The organism is Nonomuraea sp. NPDC048916, from assembly GCF_040649575.1.
In the GTDB taxonomy this organism is placed as follows: domain Bacteria; phylum Actinomycetota; class Actinomycetes; order Streptosporangiales; family Streptosporangiaceae; genus Nonomuraea.
The window spans coordinates 243,336-261,656 of record NZ_JBEZFS010000004.1; the positions used below are offsets into that span (position 1 = coordinate 243,336).

At 69.4% G+C, this 18,321-nt stretch carries 20 protein-coding genes; 11 read left to right on the forward strand and 9 right to left on the reverse strand.

The window, feature by feature from the left end:
- Positions 1-82 precede the first annotated feature (82 nt).
- Entirely contained in the window at positions 83-1,024 is a 942-nt protein-coding gene (locus tag AB0C16_RS05715; protein ID WP_357679249.1) for a sulfite exporter TauE/SafE family protein, read from the reverse strand.
- Positions 1,025-1,092: 68 nt separating this feature from the next.
- On the reverse strand, positions 1,093-1,335 hold the full coding sequence (locus AB0C16_RS05720) for a hypothetical protein (RefSeq protein WP_357679251.1): 243 nt from the start codon (positions 1,333-1,335) through the stop codon (positions 1,093-1,095).
- Positions 1,336-1,505: 170 nt separating this feature from the next.
- Here AB0C16_RS05720 and sigJ point away from each other — a divergent pair, with 170 nt between their 5' ends.
- A complete protein-coding gene (sigJ, locus tag AB0C16_RS05725) occupies positions 1,506-2,453 on the forward strand; it encodes an RNA polymerase sigma factor SigJ (RefSeq protein ID WP_357679252.1) in 948 nt (315 codons plus the stop codon).
- 152 nt (positions 2,454-2,605) lie between these two features.
- Here the strand turns inward: sigJ and AB0C16_RS05730 are convergent, their stop codons facing one another.
- The gene (locus AB0C16_RS05730; protein WP_357679254.1) at positions 2,606-2,827 is read right to left on the reverse strand and encodes a hypothetical protein; all 222 of its coding nucleotides are present in this window, start codon (positions 2,825-2,827) and stop codon (positions 2,606-2,608) included.
- Positions 2,828-2,987: 160 nt separating this feature from the next.
- Here AB0C16_RS05730 and AB0C16_RS05735 point away from each other — a divergent pair, with 160 nt between their 5' ends.
- Positions 2,988-5,252, forward strand: a complete 2,265-nt coding sequence (locus tag AB0C16_RS05735; protein ID WP_357679256.1) for an ATP-binding domain-containing protein — start codon at positions 2,988-2,990, stop codon at positions 5,250-5,252.
- Between the two features lie 39 nt (positions 5,253-5,291).
- On the opposite strand, the gene AB0C16_RS05740 is transcribed toward AB0C16_RS05735, so the two are convergent.
- A complete protein-coding gene (locus tag AB0C16_RS05740) occupies positions 5,292-5,768 on the reverse strand; it encodes a MarR family transcriptional regulator (RefSeq protein ID WP_357679257.1) in 477 nt (158 codons plus the stop codon).
- Positions 5,769-5,866: 98 nt separating this feature from the next.
- Between AB0C16_RS05740 and AB0C16_RS05745 the strand changes: the two genes are divergently transcribed.
- Entirely contained in the window at positions 5,867-9,139 is a 3,273-nt protein-coding gene (locus AB0C16_RS05745; protein ID WP_357679259.1) for an efflux RND transporter permease subunit, read from the forward strand.
- A 349-nt stretch (positions 9,140-9,488) separates the two neighbouring features.
- Here the strand turns inward: AB0C16_RS05745 and AB0C16_RS05750 are convergent, their stop codons facing one another.
- Positions 9,489-10,148: a tyrosine-type recombinase/integrase gene (locus AB0C16_RS05750; RefSeq protein ID WP_357679261.1), complete on the reverse strand. Its 660-nt coding sequence runs from the start codon at positions 10,146-10,148 to the stop codon at positions 9,489-9,491.
- A 24-nt stretch (positions 10,149-10,172) separates the two neighbouring features.
- On the opposite strand from AB0C16_RS05750, the gene AB0C16_RS05755 reads away from it, so the two are divergent.
- Positions 10,173-10,574 carry a peptidoglycan-binding domain-containing protein gene (locus tag AB0C16_RS05755; protein ID WP_357679263.1) on the forward strand — a complete coding sequence of 134 codons (402 nt, stop codon included), beginning with the start codon at positions 10,173-10,175 and terminating at the stop codon, positions 10,572-10,574.
- 31 nt (positions 10,575-10,605) lie between these two features.
- Here AB0C16_RS05755 and AB0C16_RS05760 read toward each other — a convergent pair whose 3' ends face one another.
- The gene (locus tag AB0C16_RS05760) at positions 10,606-10,809 is read right to left on the reverse strand and encodes a hypothetical protein (protein ID WP_357679265.1); all 204 of its coding nucleotides are present in this window, start codon (positions 10,807-10,809) and stop codon (positions 10,606-10,608) included.
- 92 nt (positions 10,810-10,901) lie between these two features.
- On the opposite strand from AB0C16_RS05760, the gene AB0C16_RS05765 reads away from it, so the two are divergent.
- The 4 genes from AB0C16_RS05765 to AB0C16_RS05780 all read left to right on the forward strand — a co-directional run bounded on the left by AB0C16_RS05765 (position 10,902) and on the right by AB0C16_RS05780 (position 13,734).
- Positions 10,902-11,117 (forward strand): hypothetical protein, encoded by a 216-nt coding sequence (locus tag AB0C16_RS05765; protein ID WP_357679267.1) that lies wholly within the window; start codon positions 10,902-10,904, stop codon positions 11,115-11,117.
- Positions 11,118-11,253: 136 nt separating this feature from the next.
- Positions 11,254-12,192, forward strand: a complete 939-nt coding sequence (locus tag AB0C16_RS05770) for an ATP-binding cassette domain-containing protein (protein ID WP_357679269.1) — start codon at positions 11,254-11,256, stop codon at positions 12,190-12,192.
- Positions 12,189-12,944, forward strand: a complete 756-nt coding sequence (locus AB0C16_RS05775; RefSeq protein WP_357679271.1) for an ABC-2 family transporter protein — start codon at positions 12,189-12,191, stop codon at positions 12,942-12,944. The genes AB0C16_RS05770 and AB0C16_RS05775 overlap by 4 nt, the downstream gene beginning before the upstream one ends.
- A complete protein-coding gene (locus tag AB0C16_RS05780) occupies positions 12,937-13,734 on the forward strand; it encodes an ABC-2 family transporter protein (protein ID WP_357679273.1) in 798 nt (265 codons plus the stop codon). Before AB0C16_RS05775 ends, AB0C16_RS05780 begins: the two co-directional genes overlap by 8 nt.
- 168 nt (positions 13,735-13,902) lie before the next feature.
- On the opposite strand, the gene AB0C16_RS05785 is transcribed toward AB0C16_RS05780, so the two are convergent.
- Positions 13,903-14,340 carry an SRPBCC family protein gene (locus tag AB0C16_RS05785; protein WP_357679275.1) on the reverse strand — a complete coding sequence of 146 codons (438 nt, stop codon included), beginning with the start codon at positions 14,338-14,340 and terminating at the stop codon, positions 13,903-13,905.
- Between the two features lie 110 nt (positions 14,341-14,450).
- Positions 14,451-15,017, reverse strand: a complete 567-nt coding sequence (locus AB0C16_RS05790) for a MarR family transcriptional regulator (RefSeq protein WP_357679277.1) — start codon at positions 15,015-15,017, stop codon at positions 14,451-14,453.
- A gap of 399 nt (positions 15,018-15,416) precedes the next feature.
- Here AB0C16_RS05790 and AB0C16_RS05795 point away from each other — a divergent pair, with 399 nt between their 5' ends.
- On the forward strand, positions 15,417-15,827 hold the full coding sequence (locus AB0C16_RS05795; protein ID WP_357679279.1) for a TetR/AcrR family transcriptional regulator: 411 nt from the start codon (positions 15,417-15,419) through the stop codon (positions 15,825-15,827).
- Here AB0C16_RS05795 and AB0C16_RS05800 read toward each other — a convergent pair.
- Positions 15,821-17,116: a hypothetical protein gene (locus AB0C16_RS05800; RefSeq protein ID WP_357679281.1), complete on the reverse strand. Its 1,296-nt coding sequence runs from the start codon at positions 17,114-17,116 to the stop codon at positions 15,821-15,823. The two genes, AB0C16_RS05795 and AB0C16_RS05800, sit on opposite strands and share 7 nt — an antisense overlap.
- Before the next feature lie 100 nt (positions 17,117-17,216).
- Between AB0C16_RS05800 and AB0C16_RS05805 the strand changes: the two genes are divergently transcribed.
- Both AB0C16_RS05805 and AB0C16_RS05810 read left to right on the forward strand, forming a co-directional pair.
- A complete protein-coding gene (locus AB0C16_RS05805; RefSeq protein ID WP_357679283.1) occupies positions 17,217-17,657 on the forward strand; it encodes a helix-turn-helix transcriptional regulator in 441 nt (146 codons plus the stop codon).
- 10 nt (positions 17,658-17,667) lie between these two features.
- The gene (locus tag AB0C16_RS05810; protein WP_357679285.1) at positions 17,668-18,078 is read left to right on the forward strand and encodes a VOC family protein; all 411 of its coding nucleotides are present in this window, start codon (positions 17,668-17,670) and stop codon (positions 18,076-18,078) included.
- Positions 18,079-18,321: the final 243 nt, after the last annotated feature.

Consider the following 18,321-nt stretch of genomic DNA (forward strand, 5'->3'; position numbering starts at 1 on the left):
GCGCCCACCTCCCGCCACGGAGGTGGGCGCTTTCGCGCGTGAGCGCCTCCGGCCTCGACGAGTGGTCTGAGCCGGGCCGGCTTCAGGGTGTGCCGGCCGTCTCTTCCTCGCCGGCGCGGGGTCGCAGCTCGGCTTCGATCGCCTCGACGGACTCCTCGGCCCTGGCGCGGCGGTAGGCGCGGACCGAGATGGCGATCGCGCCGGCCCAGATGACGGCGATGGTGAGGTAGGCGGCGGTCTGGACGTTGCCGGGGGCGTCGATCCAGTCGGAGCGCAGCAGGGTGCGCACGTTCGTCAGGATGATGATGCCGCCCACGGCGGAGCCGAGGATGCGCGGCGGGATGTGGCGCACGAGCCAGGCGGCGATGGGCGCGGCGATGACGCCGCCGAGGAGCAGGACGGCGACCCAGGCGAAGTCGATGTTCTCCGAGCCGATGCCGACGAAGAAGCCGATGCTGGCGGCGATGGCGACGAGGAACTCGCTGGCGTCGATGGAGCCGATCACCTTGCGGGGCGCCAGGCGGCCGCTGGCCAGGATGGCGGGCGTGCCGACGGGGCCCCAGCCGCCGCCGCCGGTGGCGTCGACGAAGCCGGCGACGAGGCCGAGCGGGCCGAGGAAGCGCTTGCGCAGCGGCTTGCCCAGGTTGCCCTTGGGCAGGCCGAAGGCGGTGAAGCGGATGAGGATGTAGACGCCGAGCGTCAGCAGGATGAGCGACATGACCGGGGCGGCGACGTCGGTCGACAGGCTGGACAGGAAGGTGGCTCCGGCGAAGGCGCCGACGGCGCCCGGGATGCCGATCTTGGCGACGACCTTCCAGTCGATGTTGTCGAAGCGCCAGTGGGAGATGCCGGAGGCGAGGGTGGTGCCGATCTCGGCGAGGTGGACGGTGGCCGACGCGGCGGCCGGGTTGGTGCCGATGGCCAGCAGGAGGGTCGTGGACGTCACGCCGTAGGCCATGCCTAGGCTGCCGTCGACGAGCTGGGCGGCGAAGCCGACCAGACCGAGCAGGACGAGCGCGCGCACGGGTCCACCTTTCCTTCTTTTCCTACTATGTCGAGTGGGAATAGCGTGTATCAGAGTAGGGGTGTCCGTCAAGCCACGGTCCACCATCGGCTACGGCCGATCTCAGTGGCAGCGGTGGGCCGGGAAACCTCGTCCAGGGCCAGGGCGGCGAAGGCGGCGGCCATGGGCGAGGCCGCGCCGTCCGCGGGAAGGCCGAGCGCTATCTGCGCCAGCGTGAGCCCCAAGAACCCGGCCGCGTACAGGATGGGCCTGGGCGAGCCGCCGCCCGGCCGCCACACCGAGATCGCGACGACCAGGTGCAGCAGCGCCACGACGAACACCCCGTACGCTCCAACACCATGCGAGGCTTACGACCCGGTGTCCCAGTAGTCCGACGAAACAACTGCTGGGAATGTGAGGCGACGCGCCAACCTCACAGCTCGGTGCGCTGTCTCGTCGAACTGGTGAGGGCAGATGCGACAAAGGAAGTCGGGGACACACCATGACCACCCCATCCAAGCCAGGAGACGGCCGGCTCGATCCGAGCCTGAGCGCGATCATGAGTGAGCGGCGTCAGCTGATCAATCTCGCGTACCGGCTCCTCGGCTCCCTGGCCGATGCCGAGGATGTCCTGCAGGAGACCTACGCCCGCTGGTACGCCATGTCCCGGCAGCAACAGGAGGCCGTCGAATCCCCCGGCGCCTGGCTGACGAAGGTCGCCGGTCGCATCTGCCTCGACCTGCTCGGCTCGGCACGGGCCCGGCGCGAGTGCTACGTGGGCGCATGGATCCCGGAGCCGCTGCCCGATCGTACGGAGTGGATCCACGGACGGTCGGGCGACGGCACCACGGCCGACCCGGCCGACCGGGTCACCCTGGACGAGTCGATCAACATGGCCTTCCTGGTCGTGCTCGAGTCGATGACCCCGGCCGAGCGCGTCGCGCTCATCCTGCACGATGTCTTCCGGTATTCCTTCGCCGAAGTGGCCGAGATCGTCGGCCGTACGCCGGCGGCATGTCGCCAGTTGGCCTCGTCGGCCCGCCGCCGCATCCGCGACTCGCAACCTCCCGCGACCCCGGCGGCCCAGCGCGCCGGCATCGTCAGGGAGTTCAAGCAGGCATGGGAGGCCAAGGACATCGACGCCCTCGTCGGCCTCCTCGACCCCGACGCCACGATGATCGCCGATGGCGGCGGCCTGGTCAGCGCCGCACTCCGCCCAATCGAAGGCGGCGAGCAGATTGCCCGCTACATCATCGCCATTGCCGGCATGGCACCCAACCTGACGATCCTGGAGCGTACGGTCAACGGCCAGCCCGGTCTGGTGGCCCAGCACAACGGCGTCACCGTGGCGGTGGCGGCGTTCGACGTTCCAGGCGACCGGATCAAGTGCATCTGGGCGGTACGCAACCCCGAGAAGCTCTGGCCTTGGGCGGTAGGGCCACAGCACTAGGACCAACCCGGACGCGCAGCCGTCGAAGCAGCCCAACCGTTACGACATGTGCCGCTCCGCAACGGAACGTAGACCCACATCGCGCTGGGCGATCGAGCCGCCGACGCGCTCCTGTCCACCACGCGGGTGTCCAGCCCGAACACCCACCGCGCCTACGCCTCGGCCTGGGGGACGAACAGCGTGGCCAGGTAGAAGGGGTGTCCGGGCAGTTCGAGGACGCGGGCCTCGCCGCCGGCGTCGCTCACCCGCAGGCCCCCGTCGTGCAGGGCCTGCTGGTGCTCGGGATTGAGCCCGAAGTCGCAGTAGCGCTCCTCGGTCTTCTCCTCGCCGTACAGGGTGGCGGCCGTCGAACCGGGCACGAGCGCGACCGGCATGGCCGGGCTCCGTCGCCGGCCGGTGGGCTGATGTCTTCCGGGAAGGCGCGTGCTCGCGCGGGGAGCGGCTTGCCGGGCGCTCCCGGGGAGGCTAAGCTCACACACTTGACACTAAATCAAAAGCTTCGAGAGAAACCACCCGTTAGGAGTATATCACCTAATGACTAATCGTCAAGATGCCCTGGCCGAGGCCATCGACGTGGAGCAGGAGACCGTGTCGATGCTCTACGGCCGGCTCGACCTGGCGCGGGCGCGGGCCGAGGCGGCGCTGATGGACGCGCACGGCCGCGGGGCGGCGGGCGGCACGCGCCAGGCCAGGCTCGAGCGCGACGTGCTGGCGGCCGAGCAGGCGCGCCGGCTGGCGCGGCTCAACGCCGTCGAGCGCGGCCTGTGCTTCGGCCGCGTCGACGACGCCGCGGACCGCACCATCTATGTCGGCCGGATCGGGCTGCGCGACGACGAGTACGAATCGGTGCTGGTCGACTGGCGTGCGCCGGCCGCTCGCCCGTTCTACGTCGCCACGGCGGGCGACCCGGGCGGCCTGGTGCGCCGCCGCCACCTGCATCTGCGCGATCGCACGGTGGTGGGGCTGGACGACGAGGTGTTCGACCTGGAACGGATGAGCGACGGCGACCGGCGCACGCTGGTGGGGGAGGCGGCGCTGCTGGCGGCGCTGCGCCGTAGCCGTACGGGACGGATGGGCGACGTGGTGGCCACCATCCAGACCGAGCAGGACCGGGTGATCCGGGCCTCGCTGCAGGGGGCGCTGGTGGTGCAGGGCGGTCCGGGCACCGGCAAGACGGTGGCGGCGCTGCACCGCGCCGCCTACCTGCTCTACACCCATCGCGACACGCTGGAACGGCGCGGCGTGCTGGTGGTGGGGCCCAACGCGATGTTCCTGCGTTACATCGGCCAGGTGCTGCCGGCGCTGGGGGAGACGCAGGTGGTGATGTCGACGGTGGGCGAGCTGTTCCCGGGGGTGCGGGCGGTGGCCGCCGACGATCCGGGGGGCGCGGTGGTCAAGGGGGATCCGCGGATGGCCGAGGTGGTGGCGGAGGCGGTGCGGGAGCGCCAGCGGGTGCCGGCCGGCGATCTGGAGGTGGAGCTCGACGGCCTGATCCTGCGGGTGCCGCACCAGACGTGTGTGCGGCTGCGCGAGCGGGCCCGCGCCGTCCGGCTGCGGCACAACATGGCGCGCAAGCTGTTCGTCACCGAGATGCTGAAGGAGCTGGCCCTGGCCGAGGCGCGGGCCCTGGAAGGGGCGCTGCGGCTGGATGAGCTGGAGCTGGAGGACCCCGAGCCGCTCGACCTCGAGGGCGACCTGGACGAGGTGGACCTCGCGCTGGCGAGCCGCCGCCTGTGGTCGCAGCCGGAGGTGCGGCGGGCCGTCGACGGGCTGTGGCCGGAGCTCACGCCGCAGCGGCTGGTCGGCGAGCTGCTGGCCTCGCCCGAGACGCTGCGGGCGGTCACGCCCGCGGGGATGGACTGGCGGGTGCTGGTGCGCCCGGCGGACTCCGTCTGGACGGTGGGCGACGTGCCGCTGCTGGACGAGGCGGCCGAGCTGCTGGGCGAGGACGACTCGGCCCGCCGCGCGACGGCCAGGATCGCCCAGGCGGAGTGGGCCGAGCGGAAGCTCTTCGCGCGGGAGGTGCTGGAGACGACGGGACTGCTGGACGAGGGCATCTTCCGCGAGGCGGACATGCTGGCCGCCCGCCACGACGGCGCGGACGACCATCTGACCACCGCGGACCGGGCGGCGGCCGACCGCACCTGGGCCTACGGGCACGTGATCGTGGACGAGGCGCAGGAGCTGTCGCCGATGGCCTGGCGGATGGTGATGCGCCGGGTGCCCGCCCGCTCGCTGACGGTGGTGGGCGACCTGGCGCAGACGGGGTCGGCGGCGGGTGCCCGTTCGTGGGGCGAGGTGCTGGACCCGCATCTGGCGGGGCGGTGGCGGGAGGAGCGGCTGCTGGTCAACTACCGCACGCCGGTGGAGATCATGCGGGTGGCGGCCGACGTCCTGCGCGCGGTGGATCCGGGTCAGGCGCCTCCGGAGTCGGTCCGGGAGGGGGAGTCGGAGCCGCGTGCCGTGCGGGGCGGCGTGGCCGGGCTGCCCGCCCTGGTGCGGGAGGAGCTCGCGGCCATCGGGGAGGGCAGGGTCGGGGTGATCGCCTCCGACGCCCGGCACGCGGAGGTGGCGGCGCTGTTTCCGGAGGGCGATCTCGACGCGCCCGTGGTGGCCCTGACGGTGACGCAGGCCAAGGGCCTGGAGTTCGACGCCGTGGTGGTGGTGGATCCGGCGGGCATCCTGGGCCAGTCGCCGATGGGCGGCAAGGATCTGTACGTGGCGGTGACCAGGGCGACGAGGCGTCTCACGGTCGTTCACGAGGGCGACCTGCCGGCGGTCCTGTCCTGCCTGGCCTAGAAATCTACACTGTAAAGGCACTGGGTGGGACAACGACCGTCAACCGTCACAACCCGACCCCTTCGGCGGGCCGAAGAGCTCGTCGGCCACAGCGCGGATGCGCCGGATCACCATGTCGAGGGCGCGCAGGGTGTCGGTGTCGAGGTGCCGCATGATGAGGTCGTACTGCTCCAGGCGGGCGTCGTTGATCTCTTCGATGAGCTTGACGCCCGCGTCGGTCAGCTCGACGCGGCGCACGCGGCGGTCGTGGGGGTCTTCGTGCCGGCTGACCAGGCCCTGGGCGACGAGGCGGTCGACGATGCCGGTGACCGTGCCGAGGCCGACGCCGAGACCGGTGGCGAGCTCCTGGCCGGAGGCGGAGCCGTTGATCGCCAGGATGACGATGACCTTGAGCTGGCGCATGGTGAGGTTGGAGGCGAACAGGGGGGATTGGTGCTGGGCGAAGGCCCGGCCGAGGCTGCGCTGGGTTTCGGTGATCCGGCGGATCAGGTCATCGCGTTCGTTGTTCACGCTCACCTCTCGCTTCCTGAGAAGGTTATCAGGAAAGCTCAGGATGCCTAAATATTCGCGTGAGGCGAAGTGTTAGTCTGGGCCGAACTCTCGGAAGGACCCTGATGACCGCATTCGCTCGGTTGAGTCTCGCCAACCGCAGTCTCGTGATCCTGGTCGCGGTCGTGATCAGCGCGTTCGGCGCGTTCACGATCCCGCAGTTGAAACAGCAGTTGCTGCCGTCACTGGCGTTTCCCGGCGCGTTCGTGGTGGCGTCGTATCCCGGCGCGTCGCCGGAGATCGTGGAAGACCAGGTCACCGAGCCGCTGGAGGAGTCCTTCCAGGGTATCGCCGGCATGGAGCAGATCACCTCGACGTCCAAGGAGGGCCTGGCGCAGATCCAGGTGGCCTTCGAGTACGGCACGGACATCGAGTCGTCGGTCAACAAGATGCAGCAGGCCGTGAGCCGGACCCAGTCGCGGTTGCCCGCCGGTGTGGAGCCGCGGGTCGTGGCGGGCAACACCGACGACATCCCGGTGATGGTGCTGGCGGTGGGCGACGGTGGCGATCCGCGGGCGATGGCCGACAAGCTGCGCCAGACCATGGTGCCGGAGTTGCAGGCGATCGGGGGCGTGCGGGAGGCGGCGGTCACGGGCACCCGTGACGACGTCGTGACGATCACGCCCGACATGGGGAAGATGGCGCTGGCGGGGGTGTCGCCGGCGCAGATTCCGGAGGTGCTGAGGGCGAACGGGACGCCGATCCCGGCGGGGACGTTGACGGCCGACGGCAAGTCGCTGACGGTGCAGGTGGGCGCGCGGGTCGATTCGATCGCGAAGCTGAAGGCGCTGTATCTGACGCCCGCGCAGCCGCAGGCCCAGACCGCCCAGCCGCAGGCCGGGCAGCCCCAGACGGGGCAGACGGCGCGCCAGCAGTCCGGTCAGCCCCAGACGCAGGCGGGACAGCCTCAGGCCGGGCAGCCGCAGACGGCGCAGCGGGTGTTGAAGCCGGTCAAGCTGGGTGATGTCGCGAAGGTGGAGCGCGCCCTGGCGGAGCCGACCACGATCACGCGGACGGCCGGCAAGACGAGCCTGGGCGTGTCGGTGACGATGTCGCCGGACGGCAACGCGGTGACGATCTCGAACGCGGTGCGCGACAAGCTGCCCGACCTGACCAAGGCGCTGGGCGACTCGTCGGACACGGCGGTGGAGGTGGTGTTCGACCAGGCCCCGTACGTGGAGGAGTCGATCGAGAACCTGACCACCGAGGGTGTGCTGGGGCTGGCGTTCGCGGTGCTGGTCATCCTGGTGTTCCTGCTGTCGGTGCGTTCGACGGTGGTGACGGCGGTGTCGATCCCGCTGTCGGTGGTGATCGCGTTGATCGCGTTGTGGGCGGGCGACTACTCGCTGAACATGCTGACGCTGGGCGCGCTGACGATCGCGATCGGGCGGGTGGTGGACGACTCGATCGTGGTGCTGGAGAACATCAAGCGGCATCTCGGTTACGGCGAGGAGAAGCGTGCGGCCATCCTGACGGGGGTGCGTGAGGTGGCGGGCGCGGTGACGGCGTCGACGCTGACGACGGTGGCGGTGTTCGCGCCGATCGCCGTGGTCGGCGGGATGGTCGGCGAGCTGTTCTCGCCGTTCGCGATCACCGTGGCTGTGGCGTTGCTGGCGTCGCTCCTGGTTTCGCTGACGGTCGTGCCGGTGCTGGCGTACTGGTTCCTGAAGGCGCCTGAGCTGACGCCGGAGGAGGCGCGGGCGCAGCGGGCGGAGGCGGAGGCCAAGGAGTTGCGCAGCCCGTTGCAGCGGGCGTACCTGCCGGTGTTGCGGTTCGCGACGCGGTTCAAGCTGGTGACGGTGCTGATCGGGTTGGCGGTGTTCGTCGGCACGCTGGGTATGGCGGGGCAGTTGCAGACGAACTTCCTGGACTCCTCGGGGCAGGACACGATCTCGCTGAGCCAGCGGATGCCGGCCGGCACCGATCTCGCGACGACGGACAAGGCCGCCCAGCAGGTGGAGGGCGTGCTGGCGGACCTGGACGGCGTGAAGTCCTACCAGGTGACCGTGGGCGGCGGCAACGCGATGATGGGCGGCACGGGTGGTGGCGCGGATCGCGCGTCCTACTCGGTGACGGTCGCGGAGGACGCCGACACGCCGGCCGTGGAGCAGGCGTTGCGCGACCGGCTGGCCGGGCTGTCGAACATCGGAGAGGTGCAGGTCGGCGGTGGGCAGGGCGGCGGGTTCTCCACGGACACCGTGCAGGTGATCGTGAAGGCGCCCGACACCGCGGCGCTGCGGACGGCGTCGGAGACGGTCAAGACGGCCATGGGCCAGGTGTCCGGCCTGCGTGAGGTGTCGTCGAACCTGGAGACGAGCGCGCCGCGCGTGGAGGTGCGGGTCGACCGGGAGAAGGCGGCCGAGAAGGGGCTGTCGGAGGCGCAGATCGGTCAAGCGGTGGCGCAGGCATTCCGGGGGGCGCCGCTGGGTCAGCTGACGCTGGACGGCCGGGTGAGTGATCTGGTGCTGCGCGGCGGTGAGGCGCCGGCCGATGTCAAGGCTGTCGGGGCGCTGCGGTTGCCGACGGCGTCGGGGTTGGTGAAGTTGTCGTCGGTGGCCGCGGTGGAGCAGGTCGGCGGGCCGACGCAGGTGACGCGGATCGATGGCGCTCGTTCGGCGACGGTGTCTGCCAAGGTGACGGGCAGCGACCTGGGCAGCGTGACGCAGACGCTGAAGCAGCGGCTGGACGGGCTCGCGCTGGGCGGGGGCGCGTCGTACGAGATCGGCGGGGCGTCGGCGGATCAGGAGAAGGCGTTCGCGGATCTGGGGCTGGCGATGCTGGCGGCGATCGCGATCGTGTTCATGATCATGGTGGCGACGTTCCGGAGTTTCGTGCAGCCGTTGATCCTGCTGGTGTCGATTCCGTTCGCGGCGACGGGTGCGGTGGGGCTGTTGGTCGTGACGGGCACGGCGATGGGCGTGCCGGCGTTGATCGGCATGTTGATGCTGATCGGGATCGTGGTGACGAACGCGATCGTGCTGATCGACCTGATCAACCAGTATCGGGATCAGGGGATGGGGGTCGTGGAGGCGGTGATCGAGGGCGGCCGGCGCAGGTTGCGGCCGATTCTGATGACGGCGGTGGCCACGATCTGCGCGTTGATGCCGATGGCGCTGGGCGTGACGGGGTCGGGCGGGTTCATCTCGCAGCCGCTGGCGATCGTGGTGATCGGCGGGCTGGTCACGTCGACGTTGCTGACGCTGGTGCTGGTGCCCACCCTTGTGGTTGCCATAACGCGGAAGCGTGACCGAGGACCGCGCCCCCCTCATTCCCGCGATCGGGCACATCAGAGTGTCGATGATGCTGGAAGAAAAGATCTCGCCGGCAATCCAGCGTGACGCCATTGAGGCGTTAGCCGCCCGGCGGGGTTACTACATCCCGCCGGGCACGTGGCCGGGCGGCGGCTGGATCGAAGACCTCGATGTGTCCGGGAGAAGTTTCCAGCCAACCATCATGGAGGCCATCGCACAGGTGGAGTCGGGCGCGCGGCCATCCTCGTCTGGAAGTACTCCCGGGTCGGCCGCAACCGCACGGGCAACCGGCTCAACCTCGCCAGGGTGGAGACGGCCGGGGGCGAACTGGTCTCCGCCACGGAGGAAGTGGACGCCAGCCCGCCCGCCGTCACCCCGCACGACGGGGACGGCCGGAATACGCCAGAAAGGGGCCGCGAGCTGCTGTAGTCGCAGCTCAGCGGATTCGGCAGTAGACGCGACCATCCTCTGAAAGGTGGGGGTGGTCCAGGGTCAGCGGGCACGGCGACGTTGGGTCGGGTCGGCTTCGGCGGTGATGCGGGCGGAGGTCTCTTCGCCGAGGCGCACGTAGCGGCCGAGGCTGGCCAGGTGCTGGTGGCGGCTCTTGGCCTGCAGTTCGGGTGCGGTGCGTCCGGCTTGCGCGAGATGTTGCAGCGCCGAATGGCGAAGCGCGGCCGGCCAGCAGACGGGGCAGCAGCCGGGCGGTGGCGGTCGCCCAGTGCACATACTCGATCGCGCCGCCCTTGGAGACGACGCGGGCCCGGCGGAACTCCAGGTTGAGGTCTTCGACGTTGAGAGTGAGGATCTCCTCGGCGCGGGCCGCCGTGTCGTACAGGAGTCTCCACAGGACCCGTTCGCGCAGGGCGTGCGCAGGGTCGGTGAACAGCTTCTCCAGCCGGGCGGCCGGGATGGCGCGGTCGCCGCGGCGGGCGGGCTTGCGCCGTTCCAGCCGCCGGGCTGGGTTGTTGGCCAGGAGTTCCTGGCGCTGGGCCCAGGTGGTGAAGGAAACCAGCGCGGACAGGTGCCGGTTCCAGGTGGCGGCGGCCGCGGGGCCGGTCGGCAGGGTGGGCGGGCCGGGGAAGGCCACGACGGACACGGGCGTCCTCCTGGCAGGCGATTGATGACGCTCACGTACACCGCCGGCAGCATCGTGCGCGTCGCGGGCGTCACGATGCACATGAACGGCGGCCGGGGCGAGAAGTACATCGCGTGGGTGAAGAAGGGTGCCCCGCGGCCGGACAAGCCGCTGGAGAAACCCATCAAAATCACCTACAAGGACGGCATCCCGCTCTGGCCCGGCCGTGTCATCAAGCTCGACGACCCGTACATGCAGGGCAATGACGTCAAGGCGTGGCAGTACAAGCTGAAGAAGCGCGGCTGGACGATCGACATGGACGCCCTCTACGGCCCCAAGTCCACGGCCGTGTGCAAGCTGTTCCAGAAAAAGGTTGGCCTGGAGCCAACCGGCGTCATCGATGAGGAGAGCTGGAACATCACCTGGTCATGGAAACCGCCAGCATGACCCGGCGAACAGCATGTCGCCAGGCCAGTGTCTAGGAGGCGAGCAGGTCGAAGTGGAAGCCGACGAGGAACAGCCCCAAGGACACCCATCGTGTCGTCGAGGGAAACTCGGGATGTCGGAGCGTACGGCTGATCCCGACCGTCAGCGTGCCTGCGGCGGTCCCAAGCACCAGGCCAAGCGCCACCTGCACCACCCAAGGGATCCCGATCGTGTCGGTGACTGCCATCCAGGTCACGCCAGTGACGGCACCCGCAACGGCGGGAACTAGAACGGGCCTCTGCGCTACGAATCCCGTCAAGCGGTCACCGTAGTGGGATAACCCATGGTGTGGTCGTCAACGAGCTGCGCGGGACAGCGGCCACGGCCGTCATTCTCACCCCGGCGCATCAGACGCCCACCGGCGTCGTGCTCGCTCCCGGGCGACGCCAGGAGCTGCTGCGGTGGGCCGACGAACGGGACGGCGTCATGATCGAGGACGACTACGACTCGGAGTTCCGCATCGCCCGCGTCGCGGACCTCCTCCTATCCCGGCCGACGTCATAACGGTCGTGATCATCACCAGTGCCGCATCGGGTCCGTGCGCGGCAACCCGAGTGGAGAGCCCGGTAGGCCGGTCCCTTCGGTGTCCGCCCGTGAAAATAACTTGCGGCGTCCGCGGTCCCGCGGAAAGTATCTCTGCATGATCCGGGTCGAGGGCTTAACCAAGGTCTTCCGCCGTCCGCGTACCTTCTCCGGCCCTTTCGGGGCGTTACGCACGCTGGTCACTCGCCAGTATGAGGAGAAAACCGCCGTCGACGACGTCAGTTTCGAGATCAACGAGGGCGAGATCATCGGCTACCTCGGGCCGAACGGCGCCGGCAAGTCGACCACCATCAAGATCCTCACCGGCATCCTCACTCCGACGAGCGGCACGGTGGAGGTCAACGGCCTGGTGCCCTGGCGCGACCGCTCGGCCAACGCGCGCAGCGTCGGCGTGGTCTTCGGCCAGCGCAGCCAGTTGTGGTGGGACCTGCCGTTGATCGAGTCCTTACGACTGGTGGGCTCCCTCTACGACGTTCCCGCCGCGCGCTTCGAGACGTCGCTGAAGAAGCTGCGCGACTTGCTCGGGCTCGACGAGTTTCTCGACACTCCGGTGCGCCAGCTCAGCCTGGGCCAGCGGATGCGCGGCGACCTGGCCGCGGCCGTGCTGTACGAGCCGCCGCTCCTCTACCTCGACGAGCCGACCGTCGGGCTGGACGTGCTGGCCAAGGAGGCGGTGCGCGAGTTCGTCGTGGAGACCAACCGCGTCGGGCGCACCACCGTCATCCTGACGACGCACGATCTGGCCGACGTCGAGGCGTTGTGCAAGCGGATCATCCTCATCGACCAGGGCAAGGTCATCTTCGACGGCGCGATCGACGCGCTGGTCGATCAGCCCCGGCGGCTGGTGGTCCTGCTGGACGCCGAGCCGGCGGAGGTGCGCGGGGTGCCGAGGGACGCCGAGGGGCGCTACGTGTTCGAGATCCACGACGATCTGCCGGGCATGATCGCCTCGATCGCCGCCGACCACACCATCCGCGATCTGTCGATCGAGGAGCCGGACCTGGAGAGCGTGATCAAGGGGATCTACTCCCGATGACGCGCATCGGCTTCCGTCTCGCCCTGGCATACCGCAGCAACATCATCATGACCTGTGTGACGCTGGTCGCGCAGGTGTTCCTCCTGCGCATGATCTGGACCTCGGTGTACGGCTCGCGCCCCTCGGCCGCGGGGCTCACGCTGGACGCGCTGCTGGCCTACCTCACCCTGGCCAACCTGCAGGCCTTCGCCACCCACACCGTCGTCGCCCACACCATCCACGACCGCATCCGCACCGGCATGGTCTTCTTCGACCTGGCCCGCCCGGTCGGTTATCTGAGGCAGATGGCCGCCTTCCAGGCCGGCAACACCGGCGGCGGGCTGCTGCTGCTCGCCCCGGTCATGCCGGTGGTCCTGCTGGTCGGCACGATCACCGTCCCGGTCAACGCCCCGGGTTACGTGATCACTCTGGTGCTCGGCTACGTGATCTCCGTGCAACTGGCGCTGCTGATCAGTCTGATCGGCTTCTGGACGATGGAGATCGGGGCGATCTCGCTGCTCTACCGGCTGGTCAGCCAGTTCTTCGCCGGGACGATGGTGCCGCTCGCGTTCTTCCCCGGCTTCCTCGGTGTCCTGGCCGAGATCCTGCCCTTCAAGTACATGGGCTACGTGCCCGCGGCCATCTACGTCGGACACATCTCCGACGTCTCAGGGCCTGTCCTGGTCGAGGTCGGCTGGATCGCCGGGCTGGGTGGCTTGCTCGCGCTGACCTGGTCGCGGGCTCACCGACGGGTGGTGATCCAGGGTGGATGAGGTCTTCCGTTCCCTGCGCCTGTACGTCCTGCTCCAGCGTGCCTCCGCCCGCGGTGCCATGCAGTACCGCCTGAACGCCGTGATCGGCATCCTCAGCGGCGCGCTCTGGCAGGGCACCGGGTTCGCCTTCATCTGGGTGGTGATGCACACCTTTCCCTCGCTGGCGGGCTGGGGACTGGCGGAGATCGCCTTTCTGTACGGCCTGCGCCTGACCGCCCACGCCCTGGTGATGATCCCCATGATGAGCGTGAACGACATCCACTGGGTGGTACGCAACGGGGAGTTCGACCGCTTCCTGCTGCGCCCGCTCAACCCCCTCGTCCAGCTCATGGGCAATCGGATGGGCGTCGCCCAGTTCGGCGACCTGCTCGTGGGCGCCGGGCTGCTCGTCGTCGCCGGCCAGAACGTGCAGGTCTCGTGGAACGCCTGGCTCATCGCCTTCTGCTTCCTGGCGATCGTCGGCGGCGCCCTCATCGAGGCCGCCTTCTTCCTCGCGCTGTGCTCATTGGCGCTGCGTATGATCGACACCTTCGCCCTGCGCGTCTTCGTCGACGACATTTTCAGCAAGTTCGGGTCCTACCCGATGAAGATCTTCGGCGGCGTGACCGAGTGGCTGCTCACCTTCGTGCTGCCGGTCGCCTTCGTGGCGTACGTACCCGCGAGCGTCGTGCTGGGCAAGCTGGACAACCCGTGGGCGCTGGCCGGCCCGCTGCTGGGGGTGGTCTTGGCCGTGCTGGCGTACCTCGTGTGGCGGCGTCAGCTCGACCACTACCAGAGCGTCGGTCATTGAGCCCGGTCAAGGAAGCGCTGACCGGAGAGCGTGTGGGGGAGTCTTCCCCTGGTCGTACGGACCCGAGTGGGCCGCCGTCTCAGGTGAGCAGGTACCTCAGGGACAGCGGCCGGTCGGACACATAACGCTCAAGCCCCGACGATCGCCACAGGTACGCCGGGGCGCTGATCACCGGCAGCTCGAACAGGTGCCTCGGCTGGGTGCTGCGGCCTCGATCGCCTGCTTCATCTCCAATGCGCCGTGTTCGATGCGAATGCGGATCTCGGCGGCTTGCGTGTGTGGCAGCACGTTGGTGGTCCAGATCAGCCGGCCCGTTTCGTCGCCCTCCGGGCGAACTTCAAAGGAGGCGTGGTGGTGCTCGAGTGGAGGTCTCGCGCCTTCAACAACGGAATAGGCCAAGCAGCGGGAATCATCATCGATCGCGACAATCAGCTCGCGGATGACGTGCCCGTCGGGAAAGGTCAGGAACCGCTGGTCGCCCTCCAGCCGGGTGTCCATGACACGGCCCGGCAGCAGGCGCTCGTGCACGGCTCCGACGTCGCGCAGCACATCCCAGATGTGCTCGGGGGACGCGTCGATGACGATCTCGTGGCGGATGGAGGCCATGACGCCGGGAACTCCTCTCGGGATGGGGGCAGCTCCTCGCCGGCAGGCAGGGGACGCCAAACTCGCCAACGTCTTTCGCGCCTTTGACCCGTGCCATGGGGCGCGTCGTTTCATCGCATCTCCTTGAGGCTGGAGACCCCGTCCTTCAGGGCGGCGAGGCGATGCTGGTTGGCGGCCAGCCGCAGGCACAGGTCGCGCAGAACGACCAGTTCTTCAGGAGCGAACCCGTGGAACATCGCCCGCATGGCAAGCTGCGACGGCCTGCGGAACGCCTCCATCCACGCCCGCCCGGCAGGTGTGATCTCGGCCAGAACGGAACGTCGATCCTTCGGGTCGGGGACCCGGCGGACCAGCCCGTCGTGCTCCAGCGTGTCGACCAAGCCGGTGGCGTTGCGGGAGCTGACCCCGGCGGCCCGGGCCAGCTCGCCGATGCTGATGCCGTGCTCGCTGCTGTTGAGGCGGATCAGCAGGTCCAGCGCGCCCGCGCTGACCCCTCGCCCCTGAGAGCCGTGGGCGCGCATGCGCTCGACGGCATGGTTGGCGGTGCGGACGGCGGCGCCCGCTTCGAAGGTGAGCAGGTCTCCGTCGCTGTCGGTGAACTGGGTCATCGCGGCCCTGACCCGAGGATCGTAGAGGAGGCCGTCAGAGTCGCTCTCATAGATCTTTACGTCCTTCATTATGAAGCACGACAATAGTACGTGCTTCCATACTTTACCAATCCATATGTGGCTACTGCGCGACGGCTCCGCCAAGCGCAGCCGCGTCTACGTCGCGCGGTCGGGGCACATCTGTCCCCACGCGACCGCTGCGCGGACAGGAAGGTGATGTAGCCGGCGGCGAACAGCAGGTAGGCCAGGGCGATCCCTCACAGCGGGCGCACGTGGGCCCGTCCGGCGCCGGCAGGAGCAGCCCCCCGTACGCGAAGCGCGCCAGTCCGAGCGCCGAAGCGGTGCCGAGAGCCAACCGCAGCTCCTGCCACTGTTGCCTGCCTCATGGGCACCGCGCCAGGAAGCTCAAGATCGTACGTGCCGGGGTCACGCGATGGTCCGGCAACGCGTGGTCGGTCGGAAGAGGTGGTGTTCGAGGTATTCGAAGTGTTCGACGGGCTGTGCCTGGTAGGCCGTGACGACCGGTTGGTGATGCACGTCGTAGGGGGTGACGGTGTCGGGGCCGGTGCCGATCAGGAGCACGGAGCGGTCCGCCGGCAGCGGCGCGAGCCCGGCCGGCCGCCACGCGCCAAGGAGACGCTCTACCGGCACTTCGGCACCAAGGAGGGCTTGGTCGAGGCCATGCTCCGGCAGCGCAGCGAGCGGGTTGCGCAATGGCTGACCGCGGCCGCGGAAGCCGCCGGCGACGACCCACGTGACCAGCTCGCCGCATTACAGCCGGGGTCCACGTTCCGGGGGAGCACCCGTCTGACCAGGCCAGCGGCGCGGGGCGGACGAGCCTGCCGGACACCACGCGACCTCGTGGCGCCGGTTCAGTGAAGTTCGTACACCCGCGCGGTCACCGGGCCGCCCGGCGGGCCGGTGGGGTCCTGGCGCTTGGTCTGGACCCAGAGCCGCGTGGTCCCCGGTACGGGCGCGATGTCCGTGATGTACTCGGCCGGATCGCCCTCCCGCAGGGTGAATCTGGTCCACCTGCCGTGGCGGAGGTTGAGCACGTAGGGCGTGCCGGAGGCGGGGCGGGCGGCGATCCACAGGCCGCCCACCGGGTCGACTCGCACCGTGGTCAAGCCTGTTCTCACCAGGTCCATGCTCATCTGCTCCCATCGGGTGCGGTCCCAGTGCAGCACGACCGGGCTGCCGCCGTCCGCCCAGTCGGGGCCGACCGCCCACGCGTGGCCGTCCGGCCGCGCGGCCAGGCTCAGCCGCTGGAGGTAGGCTCGCCCGCGGCATGGTGGACGAGGGGACCCCATCGCGCACGGGTAGGGGACGTCCGTCCAGGACGCGCCGTTCCAGTGCCACGTCCTTTCCCGCTCCTCCTGGTTCAGGACCCATGCGTCGTCCGGGGCCGCCGCGGTGATCCCGGTCAGGATGGGACCGGAGGGTGGCGCCTGCACACGTAACGTGTTCCCGCTCCAGCGCAGCACGTTCGAGCCGCCGCCCTCGGGGTCGTAGCCGGTCATGAACCAGGCGTCGCCCCGGGTGTCGACGGCGATGTCGCTCACTCCGTTGACTATCGCGTTCTCGGCTGACCGGTGCGTCCAGCGGCCGTCGGAGAGTTGCCACAGGTGGTCGGTCGTGTCGTCGTACTCCCCGTGGGGGACGCTCGTGGCCGCCCAGATCGTCTCCCCGGACGGGGAGGCGCCGATTTCGAGCCCCCATGTCTTGCCGAACTGCGCGGGCAGCCCGGCGCGTTTCCAGGAGGTTCCGTCCCAGCGCAGCATCGACCAGCCGAGTGCGGCTCTCTTCCTGACGAACAGTGACGCCCCGCCGCCCGCGGCGGGAACCAGCCACAAGGGGACGTCCCTGTCGTAGCCGTGGACGGTGTACCTCAGGGTCCACCGGGATGACGACTCGACGGCGTGGCCGGCTGTCCCCCCGCCGCCGTCCGAGGCCGTGTCGGCGGCCAGCGCACACATGCTCACGAGGACCAGGGCGGCGAGCATCCCCGTAGTGGTACGCATGCTGCAAATGATCACATAGGGCGCAGGATCGTGGGGGTGCCACGCCCGGACCTTCTCGAAGGTCGCGTCGAGATCGTCGGCGCGGAAGACGATCACCGGCAGGACGCCCTTGGTGAGCGGTTCCTGCAGGGAGTTCCGCTGGGTCACCCTCGGCAGCCCGGGCCGGCCGGTCCCTGGGTTCTCCTGGGCAGGGGCTCGTCCCCGCAGGTCAGCGGCACTCTTCGCAGAGCTGGTATACCCTTCCCTCATGACCCCACAAGACCTCGCCAACCTCACGCACCTGCGGCGGGCACGGGATCTGATCGATCGGGAATACGCGCGGCCGCTCGACGTGCCGACGATGGCGCGCCACGCGCTCATGTCGCCGGCGCACTTCTCACGGCAGTTCCGGGCGGCCTATGGCGAGACGCCGTACAGCTACCTCATGACCCGCCGCATCGAACGCGCGATGGCGCTGCTGCGCGCGGGTATGAGCGTGACCGACGCGTGCATGGCGGTCGGCTGTACCTCGCTCGGCTCGTTCAGCTCACGATTCACCGAGCTTCTGGGGGAGACGCCGAGCGCCTACCGCGCCCGGGAGCACCGCGCCGTGACGGCGATGCCCCCGTGCGTGGCGAAGGCGCGCACCCGGCCGACCAGAAACGTGCCGAGCAGGATTGAAGAAGCGGGCCCCGGAGCCGCGGCCTAACGTTGGCTGTATGAACATCGCACTCCAGTACTGCCATATCACCGTCAACGACGTGGACGAGGCGCTCGCCTTCTACCGTGACGCGCTCGGCCTCGAGGTGCGCAACGACGTCGCGTCCAGCGGGTTTCGCTGGGTCACCCTCGGCAGCCCGGGCCGGCCGTTCCCTGAGTTCGTACTCTCCGAACCGCACGCCGGCCGTTCCCAGGCCGATGGCGACGCCCTGCAGGAACTGCTCACCAAGGGCGTCCTGTCGATGATCGTCTTCCGCACCGACGATCTCGACACGACCTTCGAGAAGGTCCGGGCATCCGGCGCCGAAGTACTCCAGGAACCCATCGACCAGCCCTGGGGCCCACGCGACTCCGCATTCCGCGACCCCTCGGGCAACATGGTGCGAATCCAGCAGGGGCCGACGGCGTAGTGCGCGGCCGTTCGAGCGCCTCTCGACGGGGTTCGGTGTCGCTCGATGGATGGACTGACTGGAGGTAACCAATGACCCAGAATCAGCGGGCAGGCAAGCGCAAGCCCGGTACGCCCGGGGCGTTCTCACGGTGGATGCAGCAGAAAATGAACGCCCGGATGAACCGCAAAATCCGGCACGGCCGCGGCGGCTTCATGGGCATGGACGTGCTGATCCTGAACACGGTGGGCCGCCGAAGCGGGC